Source organism: Macrococcus carouselicus (assembly GCF_004359515.1).
GTDB lineage: Bacteria > Bacillota > Bacilli > Staphylococcales > Staphylococcaceae > Macrococcus > Macrococcus carouselicus.
This window is the reverse complement of record NZ_SCWD01000001.1, coordinates 995051-1010191: the sequence shown is the minus strand read 5'-3', so window position 1 is coordinate 1010191 and position 15141 is coordinate 995051. Positions and strand designations below refer to the sequence as shown.

Sequence of the window (15141 nt, the reverse complement as noted above, 5' to 3'; positions counted from 1 at the left end):
GAAATGACATGAAAAAATTATTAATTCCAATTATTGCGATCCTTGCAGTGCTTGCTATATTAGGCAGTATGGTGATGGGTCCCTATAACAGACTGGTTTCACTTGAACAGGATGTCAATAGAGAAGAATCAAATATTGATACACAGCTTCAACGTCGTCTTGATTTAATTCCCAACTTAGTTGAAACAGTCAAAGGTTATGCGAAACATGAATCTGATGTCTTTAAATCTGTAGCGGATGCCCGTTCTAAACTGGCAGGTGCTACTGAAAACGGCACAGCGGGAGAAAAAGCTGAAGCCAATGCTGAGATGACTTCAGCATTAGGTCGCTTAATCGCTATCAGCGAAGCTTATCCGGAACTGAAGGCTGATGCACAGTTTACAGGTTTACGTGACGAACTGGCAGGTACAGAAAATCGTATCGCAGTTGCACGTCGTGACTATAACGAGAAAGTCACGGATTACAACAAAGTGGTCAAGAGCTTCCCGATGAATTTATTTGCGGGTCTTGTCGGCAAACATGAGAAAGAATATTTTAAAGCAGAGAGTGCTGCAAAAGATGCTCCAAAAGTAGACTTCAACAATGAGGATAATCAATAATGACCCAAAAAATCGCGTTTCTTTTCGCGATTTTTGTCTTACTTTGTCCATTCTATGTGGCGAACGCAGCTCAGCCTATACCTCAGCTCGAAAAGCCGGTTTATACACAGGATCATCTGGATATCTTTAACCAGAACCAAGTGAGTGAACTGAACGAGCTGGGTAATCGTCTGGAACAAGGTACGACAGCCGAAATTCTGATGATGACCATGCCTTCCATCGGTCAGGAGCCGAGAACGGATTATGCACTTCGTGCAGGACGTGAGTACGGTGTCGGTCAGAAGGATAAGGATAACGGCATCGTCATCCTGCTTAACCTTGATAATGGCAACGAGTTCAGAAACAGAGGCATCACGGTTCAGGTCGGTTATGGACTGGAAGGGGTGCTGAACGATGCTAAAGTAGGGGCACTGATTGATCAGTATGCTATGCCTGATATTCAGAGGGCGGTAGCGATTGATCCAACAGGTCAGGATTCTCAGGCCAAACAGCTCTATGCTTCCGGTATGACAAAGCTCTATAAGGCTGTCTGGAATGTCATCGCTGACTCCTATGGCTATGACGGCAGCAAGTTTACACGTGATCAGCCGGTAGCACAGGAACAGAGCACTGGAGGATTCAGTGTCTTTGATGTTCTGTTAACCTTATTTTTCCTCTACCTCATTTTCTCCATGTTCTTTGGTGGGGGTGGACGAGGCGGCGGTCCTGGTGGCCGACGACGTAGAGGCGGTATTGGTCCGGTCATCTTCTTTCCGACTGGCGGCGGCTTCGGCGGTGGCTTCTCATCAGGCGGTGGCTTTGGTGGTGATGGCGGTTTCGGCGGCGGCTTCGGTGGCGGCGGCTTCGGCGGCGGTGGCGCTGACCGGGGATTCTAAGAAATAGACAGTCACACGATAAAAAACACGCTCAGCTTCTATTAAGAGAAGCTGAGCGTGTTTTTTATGTTCATCACTCTTTCTAGCCGAAAGCGTGCTGTGAGCCGAAGATTTTTGCTTTGATCGCTTCACCTGTAGGCGTACCGGCAATACCGCCAAGCCCTGTCTCACGAAGTTCACGCGGTAAGTTGCGACCTACTTTATCCATCGCTTCAATGACTTCGTCCGCAGGGATTTTACATTCAATTCCTGCAAGCGCGAGGTCAGCTGCGATCAGTGCATTACCTGCGCCGACAGTGTTACGCATGACACATGGAATCTCCACAAGCCCGGCAACAGGATCACAGACCAGACCGAGCAAGTTGCCTAGAGCAAATGCGATGGCATGAGCTGATTGTTCCGGTTTACCACCGAAGACAGATACAGCAGCAGCAGCAGCGATAGCAGAGGCACTACCTACCTCAGCCTGGCAACCCCCCATAGCGCCTGATACGCTGGCATTATTGGCAATAACAAGACCGCACAGTGCTGCTGCGAATAGGAAATCAACCTGCTGGTCATCTGTCAGATTGAATTTATCTTCCAATGAAGTCAGTACGCCGGGAATAGTGCCTGAAGAGCCAGCTGTCGGTGTTGCACAGATCAGACCCATCGCTGCATTGACTTCATTCGTTGCGATTGCCCCCTGAACTGCAAGTGCAACGGCATCGCCTGATAATGACTGACCTTTTTCACGGTATTTCTGCATTCTGATCGCATCCTGACCTGTTAAGCCTGTAACAGATTTAACGCCTTCACCAGTAGAACCGCGTTTAACAGCATCCTTCATGACCTGGAGGTTTTTAAGCATTTTGGTACGGACCTCTTCACGTGTCATGTCAGAGGTTTCCATTTCCATTGTAATCATAATCTCAGCTAACGACTGATTGGTTTCGCTGGCGTGATTGACTACTTCTTTAATCGATTTAAACATTGATATATCCTCCTGATTATTCTAGACTATATTCGAAAATTCGATATTCGGGTATTCGTTTCTGATTGTCTCGTATGCTTCGTTCTTGATAGGTTTATAAAGCTGTATAGCAATAATATGATAATCATTCAGACTGGATTTGATCTCTTCATTGATTTTAACACCCAGATCATACATTCTGGCAATACAGTCATTGAATTCAGACATTTCGCTGTTACCATATAGAACAAGTAAAGGAAGTGTGTGGTTCATCACCACACAAGCGCCGTTGATGTGAATACTGCGTAATTTAATGGTTCCGCCACCAATCGAGTTGCCGAGTACTTCTACATGTTTGCTGCCAGCGTCCAGTTTGACGAGTGCTGTGTTAGGGTGATCTCCGATACTCGTACCCGTTTCTTCGACGAATTCAATCTCAATCCCTTTTTCTTTAGCGATCTCGATAGAATTTTTGATGCGTGGATCTTCAGTTTCGAAATCGAGTAAACCTGCGATAATCGCAAGGTCTGTCCCATGACCGAGATGAGTCTCTGCAAATGATTCATAGTATGAAATATGAATTTTTTCTGGTTCTGCTCCTAGTACTGTACGGGCAGCTGAACCGATTCTTACAGCACCCGCTGTATGTGAACTTGATGGACCCACCATGATTGGTCCGATAACGTCGAATGCACTTCTATAGTCTGCAGTTCTTGCCATAATGTTAACCTCCGGTAGTTTTTAATGTCTATGAATATTCTTTAATTATACTAAGTAAATAGATTAATACTAACTAGTCTGCTTATCATGCGACCTATATGATGATAACATAACTTTAACATGCATGATAAGACTTTGTAAGCGAATTCACATATTTAATATGACCTAAGCATATTTTAAATAAACACTTAAGTCAAAATAAAAATTGTTAATAAACAATGAATGTAAACTTATTATTCGGTCAATTGAAACTTTCAAATAAAAAAGCTCTCTGTGCACTTCAGAGAGCCATTTCATATTATCTCATATTTTCATCGTCGCGCAGTATAAGTGAGACTTCCATCTCTTTCTTATCGCGGATAATAGTGAATTTCAATGTATCTCCTGCTTTTTTATTGCGGTAGAGATAACTTTTCAGTTCGCTGTCAGAGGTGATTTTTTTACCATCGACAGCTGTGATCAAATCGCCTTTTCTGATAGTCTTTCCTGCATATTCATCCGTCTGGACCACTACAACGCCTGGCCGATCAGCGTTCAGTTCATCTCTGTACTGAGGAGGAATTGAATCATAGGACACGATAGCAAGGCCCATATAAGGACGAATCACTTTGCCGTGCTTGACAATCTCTGAAATCACGGTCTCAGCATCGTTAGCAGGAATCGCAAAGCCGATACCTTCCACTTCCGCTGCTGCGATTTTCATCGAGTTGATACCAATCAGCTGACCGGCCGTATTGATGAGCGCGCCACCGGAATTACCTGGATTGATGGCAGCATCTGTCTGGATTGCTTTGACAGATGACTGACCGGCTGAGGTCGAGACGGTCATCGTCCGTTCTTTGGCGCTGACAATCCCCTTCGTCACACTGTTCGACAGATCAAGGCCGAGGGGATTCCCGATTGCATAGACGGCATCTCCCGTTCGTACTTGATTGGAATCAGCGAATTTAAGGGGTTCAATATTGAAGTCGCCTTTAATTTTTAGCACGGCAATATCAGTCAGGGCATCTGTACCGAGCAGTTCAGCCTCCACTTTCTTGCCTGTGGATAGCTGCACTGTGATATCATTTGCGCCTTCAACGACATGGTTGTTCGTCACGATGTATGAAGCCTGGTCGTCAGCCTGATAGATGACGCCTGAACCGGTACCTGCAGCTTCTTCAGCGTTAGTTATATCCGGAAAGATGCCTTTTGTCTTCTGCATATTGACGACGCCTACAATAGCAGGGGAGACCTGCTCCAGCATATCCGGCAGATTATTCGTTTCAACTGCTTCTGGTGTACTGTTAGTAGTCTGTGTATTATCGGGGACTGGTTTCACATCATTATTTGAATCGATGAAATAGTCAGCGCCCAGAGTCAGCGCAGAACCGAGGACACCTGCCAGCAGAAGAGGCAGGAACTTTGGTTTCTCATGTACAATGTATCTGTCTTCTCTATGATTGTCGGTATGATTTTCTGTATGGGGATTCATAGTAGCCTCCTGAATTATGTTATTATATATTAATAACAGATAATAATGAAAATTTCATGAAAAAGGGAGATTTCAATGTATAAATTTTTTGCTTCACTGCTCTATTTAATTATCGTCGTTATCAGAAGAAAGCTGAAAGTGATTGATAAAAAATATCTGCCGAAGGAGCCAGGGTATATACTGACGTGTACACATAGAAGTATGGTTGAGATCGTTATTCTGGCACTGGCAGTTTATCCGCAGGAAGTTAACTATATGGCCAAGAAAGAGTTGTTCAAGAATAAATTTATGAACGGGTTCTTTTCAAGTGTCGGTGCTTTTCCTGTCAATCGTGAGAATCCTGGACCTTCTACGTTAAAAACGCCAGTCAAACTTCTGAAGGAGAATAAAACGGTAGGAATGTTTCCTTCCGGTTCCCGCAACGAAGGCGCACCGATCAAGAAAGGCGCTGCCACGATCGCGGTACTGAGTAAGAAACAGATTGTACCGGCAGTCTATCAGGGTCCTCTGTCCTTCAGCTCCCTTCTCTTCGGGAAAGAGAAGGCCGTTATTCAGTTCAGTCCCTCCATTGACCCGAACGATTACGACATGTCAAAAGCAGAGGCGATTGCCGCTATTACACGCGATGTCGATGCGAGAATGAAAATGATGAGTGAAGCGCTGGAAAAGAAAATAACAGAAAAATAAAACGGCGAATGAGTGCGCTCATCCGTCGTTTTATTCTGCTTTCATGACGATCGTTTCAGTATATTCATCCGGATAAATAAATTCCAAGGTACACACGTGCGGACGATTGGTCTGTTTGGCTGCTTTTTTTGAATGTGTTCTATAGTGAGCGATGAACGTTTCTTTTTCCGATTCATCTTGTAAAAGTTGAAATTGGATACTCTGATTCAACAAAGTAGGCAATGATGCTTTCAGTAGTATGGCTGGCATCAGAAGGACCTCCTTATCCGTAATTTTGATGGTAATTTATTATAGCCGTTATAAGTTAACAATAAACCTTTTTCGTGAATATATTAACATACAGTTAAAAAAATAAGACAAGCGCCTAAGCGCTTGTCTCATTTTTATTTGCTATCGATGTGAACAGATCTTCTTCAAGCTCTGCGAGTTTTCTGAAGTCTTCTTCAGCCATAGCATCCAATGCCATCGAACCCTCCATAACTGATTCTATATGATGAATATCGATATCAGTGGCAGTGGCAATCTGATATGCAGTTAACTTGCCGTTGAATAGATTATGAAGGTGTCTCAAATTTTATCACCCTTAATTAATATAGTAAGTTCATTATATAGCATATAAGGGATAAAATATACTATTATTTGTTAACATCGATGTTTTTGTCAATTTTTATTTTACATATGACTCATAATATCGGCGTCCCTTGTCGTAATCAAGGCGGTTTTCCCATCTGGCTATGACAAGCGTGGATAAAGCATTGCCGACCACGTTGACGACTGTACGGGACATATCAAGGATACGGTCGATACCAATGATAAGTGCGAGACCTTCAGGATGAAGACCCATTGCTGAGAGGGTCGTGATCAGTACGACGATTGAAGTACCAGGTACTGCTGCCATCCCTTTGGACGTCAGCATCAGTGTGACCAGCAGAATCAGCTGCTCGGTCAGCGAAAGATGAACACCATACATCTGTGCGATGAACAGGGCAGCGATAGACTGATAGAGTGCTGAACCATCGAGGTTGAACGTATAGCCCGTCGGAACGACAAATGAGACGATTTCCTTCGGTGCACCGAATTTCTCCATTTTATCCATGATGACCGGTAGAACGGTCTCTGAACTTGAAGTAGAGAATGCAAGCACTAATTCATCTTTCAGGATGCGTAGCAGATGGAAGATATTGATCTTACAGATAGCTGCAACGCCGCCTAAAACAACCAGGATAAAGAAGATCATGGAGCCGATGACGACCAGCGCCAGTTTAAGCAGAGGCACGAGGGCGCTGACACCAAAGGTCATGACAGTGACAGCCATAAAAGCGAATACACCGATCGGCGCATATTTCATGATCTGGTTCGTCATCCAGAAGATGACATCCAGTACACCTTCCAGCACAAGCTTAACAGGTTCTGCACGTTTGCCGACTGCTGCAATCCCGAGTCCGAAGAAGACGGAGAAGAAGATGACGGGCAGCAGCTGACCTTGCGCCATAGAATCAATGATGTTCGTTGGAATAATGCCGACGATGGTATCGATCATATGGTTACCGTAAGTAGAATGCGTTGCTGCTTCAGCATTTGTCGTATATTTCGACACATCACCTTTCGGCAGTCTAGTAGGATCAATACCTGTACCCGGTTTGAACACGTTGGCAAAAATAATGCCGAGTCCGATGGCAATCGTTGTGATGATTTCGAAGTAAAGCAATGTTTTCCAGCCATATCGACCCACCGTCTTCATATCGCCGGCACCAGCGATAGAGATAGCGAGTGAACAGAAGACAATGGGCACAACGATCATCTTGATCAAGTGCAGGAAGACATCACCGAAAGGCTGTATATAGTTCTTTAAATCATCATGACCATAGAGAAGAACACCAACGATGATACCCAGCACTAGTGCCAGTAGAATCTGTGTAGGCAGGCTGATGCCTATTCTCTTTTTCTTGATAGGTTCCAAGTGAATCCCTCATTTCAATAATATTAATAAATTTTAGTGCTTTTATGCTTTAAAGTCAATGGAATAATAGAACGCTGTCATTATAACTGATATGCTTCTCTTTAAATAGGAAGAAACAGATTAAAAGAATACTGCAATCCGTTAATGAATTACACTGATAATAGGATAGAATTTTCTGATAATTCATTGTTAAAATAAAGATGAAAGCGTATACTTTTTATAGAATAAGAATAAAAAGGGGAAATAATCAATGAAAATTTTACTGACGGGTCAGCAACTGACGATTGAGGATATTAAATATTTCTTAGCGCAGCAAGGGGAAGTGGAGATAGCTGAAGAAGCGATGGTGCGTGTGAGGAAAAGTCGGGCTATCGTCGAGCGTATCATCAGTAATCAGGAGACAGTCTATGGGATTACGACCGGGTTCGGTCTTTTCAGCGATGTGCTGATCGAGAAGAATCAGTATAATCAGCTGCAGGTCAATCTGATCCGTTCGCATGCATGTGGTATGGGAAGACCTTTTGAGCAGAATGTGGCTTTAGTGATGATGATCTTAAGACTGAATACACTGCTGAAAGGCCATTCCGGGGCCACAGAAGAACTGGTAAGGCAGCTTGAGTTCTTCATCAATGAACGCATTATACCGGTCGTACCGTCCCAGGGGTCACTCGGCGCATCAGGAGACCTCGCACCGTTATCACATCTGGCACTCGCATTGATCGGAGAAGGACGTGTATACTATAAGGACGAGGAACGGGACAGTCAGGATGTCCTTAAGGAACTGAACCGTCCGGCTGTGCAGCTGCAGGCGAAAGAAGGACTGGCACTGATCAATGGTACACAGCCGATGACAGCACAGGGGATCATCAGCTATATCGAAGCGGAGAGTATCGGCTACGCCGCGGAATGGGTCGCAGCACTCACGCATCAGTCACTGAACGGAATCACGGATGCTTATGACCGTCACGTGCACGAAGCGCGTAACTTCAAGGAGCAGGTGGAAGTCGCAGCACGTATGCTTGACTGGCTGGATGGCTCGCAGCTGACGACGAGACAGGGTGAGATTCGTGTCCAGGATGCGTATTCGCTGCGCTGTATCCCGCAGATACACGGCGCGAGCTTCCAGGTCTTCAACTATGTGCGTGAAAAGCTTGAGTTCGAGATGAATGCAGCGACCGATAATCCGCTGATCTTCGAGGAAGGGGACGAGACACTCGTCATCTCAGGGGGGAACTTCCACGGACAGCCGATTGCCTTTGCACTCGATTTCCTGAAGATCGGGATGAGCGAACTGGCGAACGTTGCGGAACGACGCATAGAACGCCTCGTGAACCCGCAGCTGAACGGTGATCTGCCACCCTTCCTGAGTCCGGAACCGGGACTCCAGAGCGGGGCGATGATCATGCAGTATGCTGCAGCGAGTCTTGTATCTGAGAACAAGACACTCGCGCATCCGGCGAGTGTGGATTCCATCCCGTCATCAGCCAACCAGGAAGACCATGTCTCAATGGGCACCATCGCATCAAGACACGGTTACCAGATACTCGAGAATGTACGTAACGTCATCGCAATAGAAGCGGTCATCGCGCTGCAGGCAGCTGAATATAAAGGTATAGACAAACTATCGCCGAAGACAAGGGAGAAATATGACGAACTGCGACAGATCGTTCCTTCAATCACCGAGGACAGACAGTTCCATATCGATATCAAGAACGTCGCTGACTACTTAAAAGAGCAGGCGTATCAATAGAAAGAAGCCCGTATCATGAGATATGGGCTTCTTTCTATTCATTGATATGAACCTCTTTGACTACGACAGTCACATTGCCTTTTAATGCACGTGTGATCATACAGCTCTCTTCAGCCTTATGGACAAGACGGTTAATGAGCTTATGCTTACTATCTGGGGCATCGGTCTGAATATGGACGATATAGTCAATCGCCTCGTAGGTCAGGATGCCGTCCGTTCTGTCGACAATCGCGCTGGAATTCACTTTCAGGTCAGTCAGCGGAATGCCGCTTCGCTCACATAACACTGACAGTGAGATGATAAAACAGGTCGTCGCGGCACCGAGTAGCATCTCATCCGGATTCGTCCCCATTTCAACGCCCCCCATGGAAGCAGGGATAGAAATATCTGTCTGCATATTTTGGGTTCTTAAGGTGCCGAAATCTCCGTAGCCGCCTTTGAACGAAGCTTCACCTGTAAAATGATGTTTCATATTGATCACTCCCTATTCTCTAATCAAAACAAAAGTGGCATAAAAAAACAACCTTAAGCGCACTTAAGGTTGTCAATATTGTTATCTTGAGTAATACTCAACGATTAACTGTTCATTGATTTCAGCAGATAATTCTGAACGTTCTGGTGTACGTACGAATGTACCTTCTAATTTGTCGGCATCGAATGTCAAGTATTCTGGTACGTGGTTAGATAATTCAACTGATTCAGCGATGATATCTAATTTCTGTGATTTTTCACGCACTGAAATCACTTGACCTGCTTTTAAAGAGTATGAAGGGATATCTACACGTTTACCGTCTACTAAGATATGTCCGTGGTTAACTAACTGACGTGCTTGACGACGTGTACGAGCTAAACCTAATTGGTAAACAACTGCATCTAAACGTGATGCAAGGAGTGCCATAAAGTTAGCACCGTGGATACCTTTGATTTTTGCTGCGCGGTCAAATGTAGTACGGAACTGACGTTCGTTGATACCGTACATGTAACGTAATTTTTGTTTCTCCTGTAACTGAAGACCGTATTCAGACATTTTTTTACGTTGGTTAGGACCGTGTTGTCCTGGTGCGTAAGGACGTCTTTCGAGTTCCTTACCAGTGCCGCTTAATGAGATACCTAAACGACGAGATTTTTTCCAAGTTGAACCTGTAAATCGAGCCATAAGTTGACTCCTCCTTTTTGTTTTTTTCGCGAAAAACAAAAATATGATAAATGCTTAAGTGAGATATAGTATCTTTCCGTGCCTTCGCCTGTTAGCTTTGGTTACACAGCACGCCAACTAAGGGGATACCATAGAGCACCTTAATATTTATCTGCTACTCTCGTTTATTCACATTCATTCATTATATAGAGAATAAATCACGATGTCAACGTTTTTCGAACAACTTACTCAGCCATCTCCAGATGTTTCTCCAGAATCGCAGCAAATGCTTCCAGGCCAGCCTGGTCATCGGTATTGAAACGTTCTGTGATCGGAGCGTCGATATCCAGTACACCGTAGATCTCACCGTTCACCGTGAGGGGGACGACTATTTCAGATTTTGAGTTGGCATCGCACGCAATATGCCCCGGAAAGGCATGGACATCAGCAACAACCATGGTCTTATTCTCGCTGACCGCAGTCCCGCAGACGCCGCGTCCGACTGGTATAGTGACACATGCCGGCAGTCCCTGAAAGGGGCCGAGCTGTAACTGGTCGTTCTTCATTGTATAGAATCCCACCCAGTTGACGTCGTCCAGGAAGTAGTTCAGTAGACTTGAAGCGTTAGCCAGGTGGCTGATACGGTCGTTCTCGCCTGCAAGCAGGTGGTCAAGCGCTGTATTCAGGGCATTGTAATCTTTTATCTGTCCAGGTTGAAACATAGGATCACCTCATATCGTATTATCTGAAAATAAGTACTGTACTATATTTTAAGCATTCGCTCAAGTTTTCACAATAAAATAGTTTTTTACCCTCCTTTTTTACGTTATACTATTAAAGAATAAGTTGGAGGGAATAACGTTGATAATATATGTGACCGTATTAATAATCGTATTGATTCTGATAGCTGTCGGCGTCATGTTCTATTTAAGAAATCAAAGACGTACGGCTGTTGAGCAAGTGGAACTACGGAAAGATGAAATCAAAGCACTGCCTTTTCAGGATGAACTTGTTAAAGTGAAGGATCTCCAGCTTAAAGGTGAAGCAAAGATGAAGTTTGAGGACTGGAGATACAGCTGGCAGAAAATCCTGAAGGAGGACCTGGAGACGAGTGAGGTCCATATCAATGAAGCGGACGAGGCACTGGACCGCTTCAGGTTCAAGGAAAGCAGCGAACATATTGATCAGAGTCATCACGTACTTGATGATGCTGAGAGCAGGTACCAGCAGCTGTCGGCTCAGATTGATGACTACGTCAGACGGGCGAAGGATGACCGCGTGAAGTACGAGGAATGCCGCACCATCTACCGCGAAGCTAAACGGGATGTGCTGGCTAACCGTCATCAGTACGGCGATGCGGCCCGTCCGCTTGAAGAGAATATTGAACGCTTCCTTCCGGCTCTGCAGGAATATGAACAGTTCACGCGTGAGGGAAACTATGAATCTGCGCACTATAAAGTCAACGAGGTGCACGAGCAGATGACGCGTCTTAAATCAGATATGGACGAGATTCCGCTGCTGATTCGTGATGTCCAGAAGGAGCTGCCAGGTCAGTTCCAGGAGATCCGTTTCGGCTGCCGTGATTTAAAAGTGGAAGGCTATAATCTGGACCATGTGAAGGTCGACAGCAATCTCCAGACACTAAAAGGAAAGCTCAACCTCGTAGAACCATTGATTGCGAGACTGCAGCTGGACGAAGCTGAAGAGATCATCGGCAGTATCAACGGAACACTTGACGAGATGCTTGAACTGGTCGAGATCGAAGTCAGAGCGAAGAACAATGTCGAGAAGTCGAAGGAACTGATCACAGATGAACTCTTCTATGCGAAGGATATGAACTACACGCTCCGTACTGAGATTGAATATGTGCGTGAGAACTATTATATCGATGAAGAGGACATCCAGAATGTCCGTCAGTATGACAATGAGATTCAGAGTCTGATAGCGGTCTATGATGAGATTTTAAGCGAGATGTCGAAGTCGGCTGTACGATATTCTGAAGTTGAGGATAATCTCACTTATATCAAAGATCACGTCAGTGTCATCAATATGAATCAGGAGAAGATTCAGCACCATCTGACATCGCTGCGTGATTATGAGCGTGAGGCTCAGTCACACACACTGAAGATTCAGAGCCGTAAGGAAGAGGTCTTCCGTAAGCTGATGGCATCCAACCTCTCGAGCATCCCTGAACGCTTCATCATTATGAAGAATGAAATCGATATTGAGACACGCGAGGCACATGAGCTCTTCAATAAGCGTCCGATGCATGTGGAGCACGTCAGAGATAAAGTGAGAAAAGTGCTGTCAATGATGAATAATTTCGAGCAGGAAGCATTGACAATGCTTGACCAGGCGGCTTATGCTGAAGCTCTGATTCAGTACGGCAACCGTTACCGTAAAGATCATGCTGAACTGAATAAAGATCTGAACGAAGCAGAACGTCTTTTCAGCAACAACCGTTACAAACGTGCCGTGGAAATTGCTGAGGCAGCTATTGAACGGGTCAGCCCGGGTGCGCCAGCTCAGATTGAAAAAAGAATGAACCAGATGAATTAAGGCCGGAGAAAAGACTTTATGAAGTCTTTTTTCTTTTTTATGACTTAGAGAGGTGAAATAATGATTTATTTTGATAACAGCGCAACAACAAAGCCTGATAAGGAAGTCCTTGAGACCTTTAATAAAGTAAGCGAGAATTATTTCTTCAACCCAGCGAGTCCGCATGCTAAAGGAATTGAAGCAGACAAACTGCTGGAATCCGCGCGCGAGCAGATCAGGAAACTGCTGAAGCTTGAGAAACAGTCCGTTGTCTTTACGAGCGGTGCGACAGAATCAAACAATCTGATTCTGACAGGTATGGCGCGTGCCAAAAAACAGTTCGGCCGCACGATCATCACGACAAAACTTGAACATCCTTCTGTGCTTGAGACAGTGCGTGCACTTGAGGGCGAAGGCTTTATCATACAGTACATGCGCTTCAAGGACGACGGCAAGCTCGATATGGAACATCTGGAAGGCCTGCTGACGTCTGATGTCATTCTTATTGCCATGATGCATGTCAATAATGTGATGGGCGCGATACTGCCTGTCGCAGAAGTGGCAGAGAGAATAGCAGGTTATCCGAAGATTCATTTCCATGTCGACTGTGTGCAGTCGTTCGGTAAAGTCCCGCTTCAGACAGAAGGGGTCCACAGCTTCAGTTTAAGCGGTCATAAATTCAACGGCCTGAAAGGACAGGGCCTTCTCGTCTTCAGTCAGCTGAAGACAATTACGCATACGGTCTTCGGCGGCGGACAGGAGTATGGCTTCAGAAGCGGTACAGTCAATGTGCCGTCAGACGTCGCTTTGAGCCGGGCGATGCGTCTGACGCTTGATGACTACGAGATGCAGCGCGCGCGACTCTACCAGATGAAAGGAGAGATCGAGCGCTACGTCAAACAGTTTCCGGGCATCCGGCTGAATTCTCACCATGACGGTGCTCCGCATATCGTCAATCTGTCATTCACAGGCGTCAAAGGTGAAGTCATTGTCAACGCATTCTCCAAACGTGATATCATGGTCTCTACAACGAGTGCCTGCTCATCAAAGCGTGCGAAATTGAACGAGACATTGACTGCGCTGCATGTACCGGACAAGGCGATAACAGGCAGCATCAGAATTTCATTGTCAAAACATAATACAGCGGAAGAAGTTCATAGATTCAACGAAGTATTCAGAGAAATATATGAAGAAGTAGAGGAGCTACTGGAAAAATGAGATATGATCAGTTATTAGTCAGATACGGTGAACTGACGTTAAAAAGTGGCAACCGTCATACATTTGTGAATAAACTGAAAGGAAACATCAAACATGCGCTCATCCCGCTTATCGGCTATGAGGTGCATGCGAACCGCGACCGGATGTATATCCATCTGAGTGACGAGATTGATGTGGAAGAAGTGATCAGACGCGTATCCAGGGTATTCGGTGTCCATTCGGTCAGCCCGGTTATGCGTGTCGATAAAGAAATCGAGACAGTGAGAGAAGCTGCAGTGGTCGTCGCACAAGATGTAGACGAAGAAGGAAAGACATTCAAGATTGATGTCAAGCGTTCCGATAAGAGCTATCCAATGGAGACGTTTGAACTGCAGCAGGTCCTCGGTGGAGCTGTACTGAACGGCATCGACCATCTTAAGGTCAATGTCAGACAGCCGGACTACAGAATCCAGGTGGAGATCAGAAGGGATGCCGCCTATCTTTACTCCCGCGTCATTAAAGGGGCAGGGGGGCTTCCTGTCGGCACTGGCGGCAAGACACTCCTTATGCTGTCAGGGGGTATTGATTCACCGGTCGCGGGCATTGAAGTGATGAAGCGCGGTGTGACGATTGAAGCGATTCATTTTCATTCACCGCCCTTTACAAGCGATGAAGCGAAACAGAAAGTGATTGATCTGACCCGTATCATGGCGGAGACAGCAGGCGAGATCAAACTTCATCTTGTGCCGTTCACTGATATCCAGAAGACCATCCACAAAGTGATTCCTGAAAATATGACGATGACATCAACACGGCGTATGATGCTGGCAATAGCAGAGCAAGTGGCGAACCAGATCGGTGCACAGGCGATTGTCAACGGCGAGAACCTCGGTCAGGTCGCAAGTCAGACGCTCGGCAGTATGCATGCCATCAATGCGGTGACATCCATGCCAATCCTCAGACCCCTCCTGACACTGGATAAAGACGAAATCATCCTGAAGGCGAAAGACATCGGTACATTTGAGACCTCGATCAAGCCGTTTGAAGATTGCTGTACCATCTTCACACCTAAGAATCCGAAGACCAATCCTAAGTTAGAGAAAGTGGAGAAATTTGAAAGCAAGTACAATTTCGATACGATGATCCAGGAAGCGATAGCAAATACAGAGGTTATGACCCTCACAAAAGAACGGGAAGCGGTACAGGGCTTCAGCGAGCTGCTCTAAGAAATTAAGCGGGATGAAATGATATTTC

At 45.5% G+C, this 15141-nt stretch carries 16 protein-coding genes; 7 read left to right on the top strand and 9 right to left on the bottom strand.

Translation table 11 applies throughout. The features are described from left to right. Window positions 1-8 precede the first annotated feature (8 nt). Window positions 9-599 carry a LemA family protein gene (locus tag ERX40_RS05095; RefSeq protein WP_133417414.1) on the top strand — a complete coding sequence of 197 codons (591 nt, stop codon included), beginning with the start codon at window positions 9-11 and terminating at the stop codon, window positions 597-599. Further along, entirely contained in the window at window positions 599-1474 is an 876-nt protein-coding gene (locus ERX40_RS11555) for a TPM domain-containing protein (protein ID WP_133417413.1), read from the top strand. The genes ERX40_RS05095 and ERX40_RS11555 overlap by 1 nt, the downstream gene beginning before the upstream one ends. Before the next feature lie 82 nt (window positions 1475-1556). Here ERX40_RS11555 and sdaAA read toward each other — a convergent pair whose 3' ends face one another. From sdaAA to ERX40_RS05075, 3 genes are all read right to left on the bottom strand, one after another. Then, window positions 1557-2447, bottom strand: coding sequence for an L-serine ammonia-lyase, iron-sulfur-dependent, subunit alpha (sdaAA, locus tag ERX40_RS05085; protein ID WP_133417412.1), 891 nt, complete (start codon window positions 2445-2447; stop codon window positions 1557-1559). Between the two features lie 21 nt (window positions 2448-2468). Continuing rightward, window positions 2469-3146, bottom strand: a complete 678-nt coding sequence (gene sdaAB / locus ERX40_RS05080; protein WP_133417411.1) for an L-serine ammonia-lyase, iron-sulfur-dependent subunit beta — start codon at window positions 3144-3146, stop codon at window positions 2469-2471. 298 nt (window positions 3147-3444) lie between these two features. Beyond that, window positions 3445-4620, bottom strand: coding sequence for a S1C family serine protease (locus tag ERX40_RS05075; protein ID WP_133417410.1), 1176 nt, complete (start codon window positions 4618-4620; stop codon window positions 3445-3447). Window positions 4621-4695: 75 nt separating this feature from the next. Here ERX40_RS05075 and ERX40_RS05070 point away from each other — a divergent pair, with 75 nt between their 5' ends. Then, the gene (locus tag ERX40_RS05070; RefSeq protein ID WP_133417409.1) at window positions 4696-5307 is read left to right on the top strand and encodes a lysophospholipid acyltransferase family protein; all 612 of its coding nucleotides are present in this window, start codon (window positions 4696-4698) and stop codon (window positions 5305-5307) included. Window positions 5308-5337: 30 nt separating this feature from the next. On the opposite strand, the gene ERX40_RS05065 is transcribed toward ERX40_RS05070, so the two are convergent. The 3 genes from ERX40_RS05065 to ERX40_RS05055 form a co-directional block, all read right to left on the bottom strand. Then, complete coding sequence (locus tag ERX40_RS05065) at window positions 5338-5556, bottom strand: hypothetical protein (protein WP_133417408.1); 219 nt, start codon at window positions 5554-5556, stop codon at window positions 5338-5340. A 115-nt stretch (window positions 5557-5671) separates the two neighbouring features. Then, window positions 5672-5878, bottom strand: a complete 207-nt coding sequence (locus ERX40_RS05060) for a hypothetical protein (protein ID WP_133417407.1) — start codon at window positions 5876-5878, stop codon at window positions 5672-5674. Window positions 5879-5974: 96 nt separating this feature from the next. Continuing rightward, window positions 5975-7258: a cation:dicarboxylate symporter family transporter gene (locus ERX40_RS05055; protein WP_424960722.1), complete on the bottom strand. Its 1284-nt coding sequence runs from the start codon at window positions 7256-7258 to the stop codon at window positions 5975-5977. 259 nt (window positions 7259-7517) lie between these two features. Here ERX40_RS05055 and hutH point away from each other — a divergent pair, with 259 nt between their 5' ends. Beyond that, on the top strand, window positions 7518-9017 hold the full coding sequence (gene hutH, locus ERX40_RS05050) for a histidine ammonia-lyase (protein WP_133417405.1): 1500 nt from the start codon (window positions 7518-7520) through the stop codon (window positions 9015-9017). Between the two features lie 34 nt (window positions 9018-9051). Here the strand turns inward: hutH and ERX40_RS05045 are convergent, their stop codons facing one another. From ERX40_RS05045 to ERX40_RS05035, 3 genes are all read right to left on the bottom strand, one after another. Continuing rightward, complete coding sequence (locus ERX40_RS05045) at window positions 9052-9489, bottom strand: OsmC family protein (protein WP_133417404.1); 438 nt, start codon at window positions 9487-9489, stop codon at window positions 9052-9054. Window positions 9490-9570: 81 nt separating this feature from the next. Then, entirely contained in the window at window positions 9571-10173 is a 603-nt protein-coding gene (gene rpsD / locus ERX40_RS05040; RefSeq protein WP_133417403.1) for a 30S ribosomal protein S4, read from the bottom strand. A 224-nt stretch (window positions 10174-10397) separates the two neighbouring features. After that, a complete protein-coding gene (locus tag ERX40_RS05035; protein WP_133417402.1) occupies window positions 10398-10874 on the bottom strand; it encodes a GAF domain-containing protein in 477 nt (158 codons plus the stop codon). A gap of 139 nt (window positions 10875-11013) precedes the next feature. Here ERX40_RS05035 and ERX40_RS05030 point away from each other — a divergent pair, with 139 nt between their 5' ends. Genes ERX40_RS05030 through thiI form a run of 3 tightly spaced genes read left to right on the top strand, consistent with a single transcriptional unit; the run spans window position 11014 to window position 15113 of the window. Next, window positions 11014-12711 (top strand): septation ring formation regulator EzrA, encoded by a 1698-nt coding sequence (locus ERX40_RS05030; protein ID WP_133417401.1) that lies wholly within the window; start codon window positions 11014-11016, stop codon window positions 12709-12711. Window positions 12712-12771: 60 nt separating this feature from the next. After that, the gene (locus ERX40_RS05025) at window positions 12772-13908 is read left to right on the top strand and encodes a cysteine desulfurase family protein (protein ID WP_133417400.1); all 1137 of its coding nucleotides are present in this window, start codon (window positions 12772-12774) and stop codon (window positions 13906-13908) included. Continuing rightward, window positions 13905-15113 (top strand): tRNA uracil 4-sulfurtransferase ThiI, encoded by a 1209-nt coding sequence (thiI, locus tag ERX40_RS05020; RefSeq protein ID WP_133417399.1) that lies wholly within the window; start codon window positions 13905-13907, stop codon window positions 15111-15113. Before ERX40_RS05025 ends, thiI begins: the two co-directional genes overlap by 4 nt. The last annotated feature ends 28 nt before the right edge of the window (window positions 15114-15141 follow it).

Excerpts from the sequence above, each read along its gene's own strand:
- ERX40_RS05095 (WP_133417414.1), top strand. The coding sequence starts at position 9 with ATGAAAAAATTATTAATTCCAATTATTGCGATCCTTGCAGTGCTTGCT.
- ERX40_RS11555 (WP_133417413.1), top strand. The coding sequence starts at position 599 with ATGACCCAAAAAATCGCGTTTCTTTTCGCGATTTTTGTCTTACTTTGT.
- sdaAA (WP_133417412.1), bottom strand. The coding sequence starts at position 2,447 with ATGTTTAAATCGATTAAAGAAGTAGTCAATCACGCCAGCGAAACCAAT.
- sdaAB (WP_133417411.1), bottom strand. The coding sequence starts at position 3,146 with ATGGCAAGAACTGCAGACTATAGAAGTGCATTCGACGTTATCGGACCA.
- ERX40_RS05075 (WP_133417410.1), bottom strand. The coding sequence starts at position 4,620 with ATGAATCCCCATACAGAAAATCATACCGACAATCATAGAGAAGACAGA.
- ERX40_RS05070 (WP_133417409.1), top strand. The coding sequence starts at position 4,696 with ATGTATAAATTTTTTGCTTCACTGCTCTATTTAATTATCGTCGTTATC.
- ERX40_RS05065 (WP_133417408.1), bottom strand. The coding sequence starts at position 5,556 with ATGCCAGCCATACTACTGAAAGCATCATTGCCTACTTTGTTGAATCAG.
- hutH (WP_133417405.1), top strand. The coding sequence starts at position 7,518 with ATGAAAATTTTACTGACGGGTCAGCAACTGACGATTGAGGATATTAAA.
- ERX40_RS05045 (WP_133417404.1), bottom strand. The coding sequence starts at position 9,489 with ATGAAACATCATTTTACAGGTGAAGCTTCGTTCAAAGGCGGCTACGGA.
- rpsD (WP_133417403.1), bottom strand. The coding sequence starts at position 10,173 with ATGGCTCGATTTACAGGTTCAACTTGGAAAAAATCTCGTCGTTTAGGT.
- ERX40_RS05035 (WP_133417402.1), bottom strand. The coding sequence starts at position 10,874 with ATGTTTCAACCTGGACAGATAAAAGATTACAATGCCCTGAATACAGCG.
- ERX40_RS05025 (WP_133417400.1), top strand. The coding sequence starts at position 12,772 with ATGATTTATTTTGATAACAGCGCAACAACAAAGCCTGATAAGGAAGTC.
- thiI (WP_133417399.1), top strand. The coding sequence starts at position 13,905 with ATGAGATATGATCAGTTATTAGTCAGATACGGTGAACTGACGTTAAAA.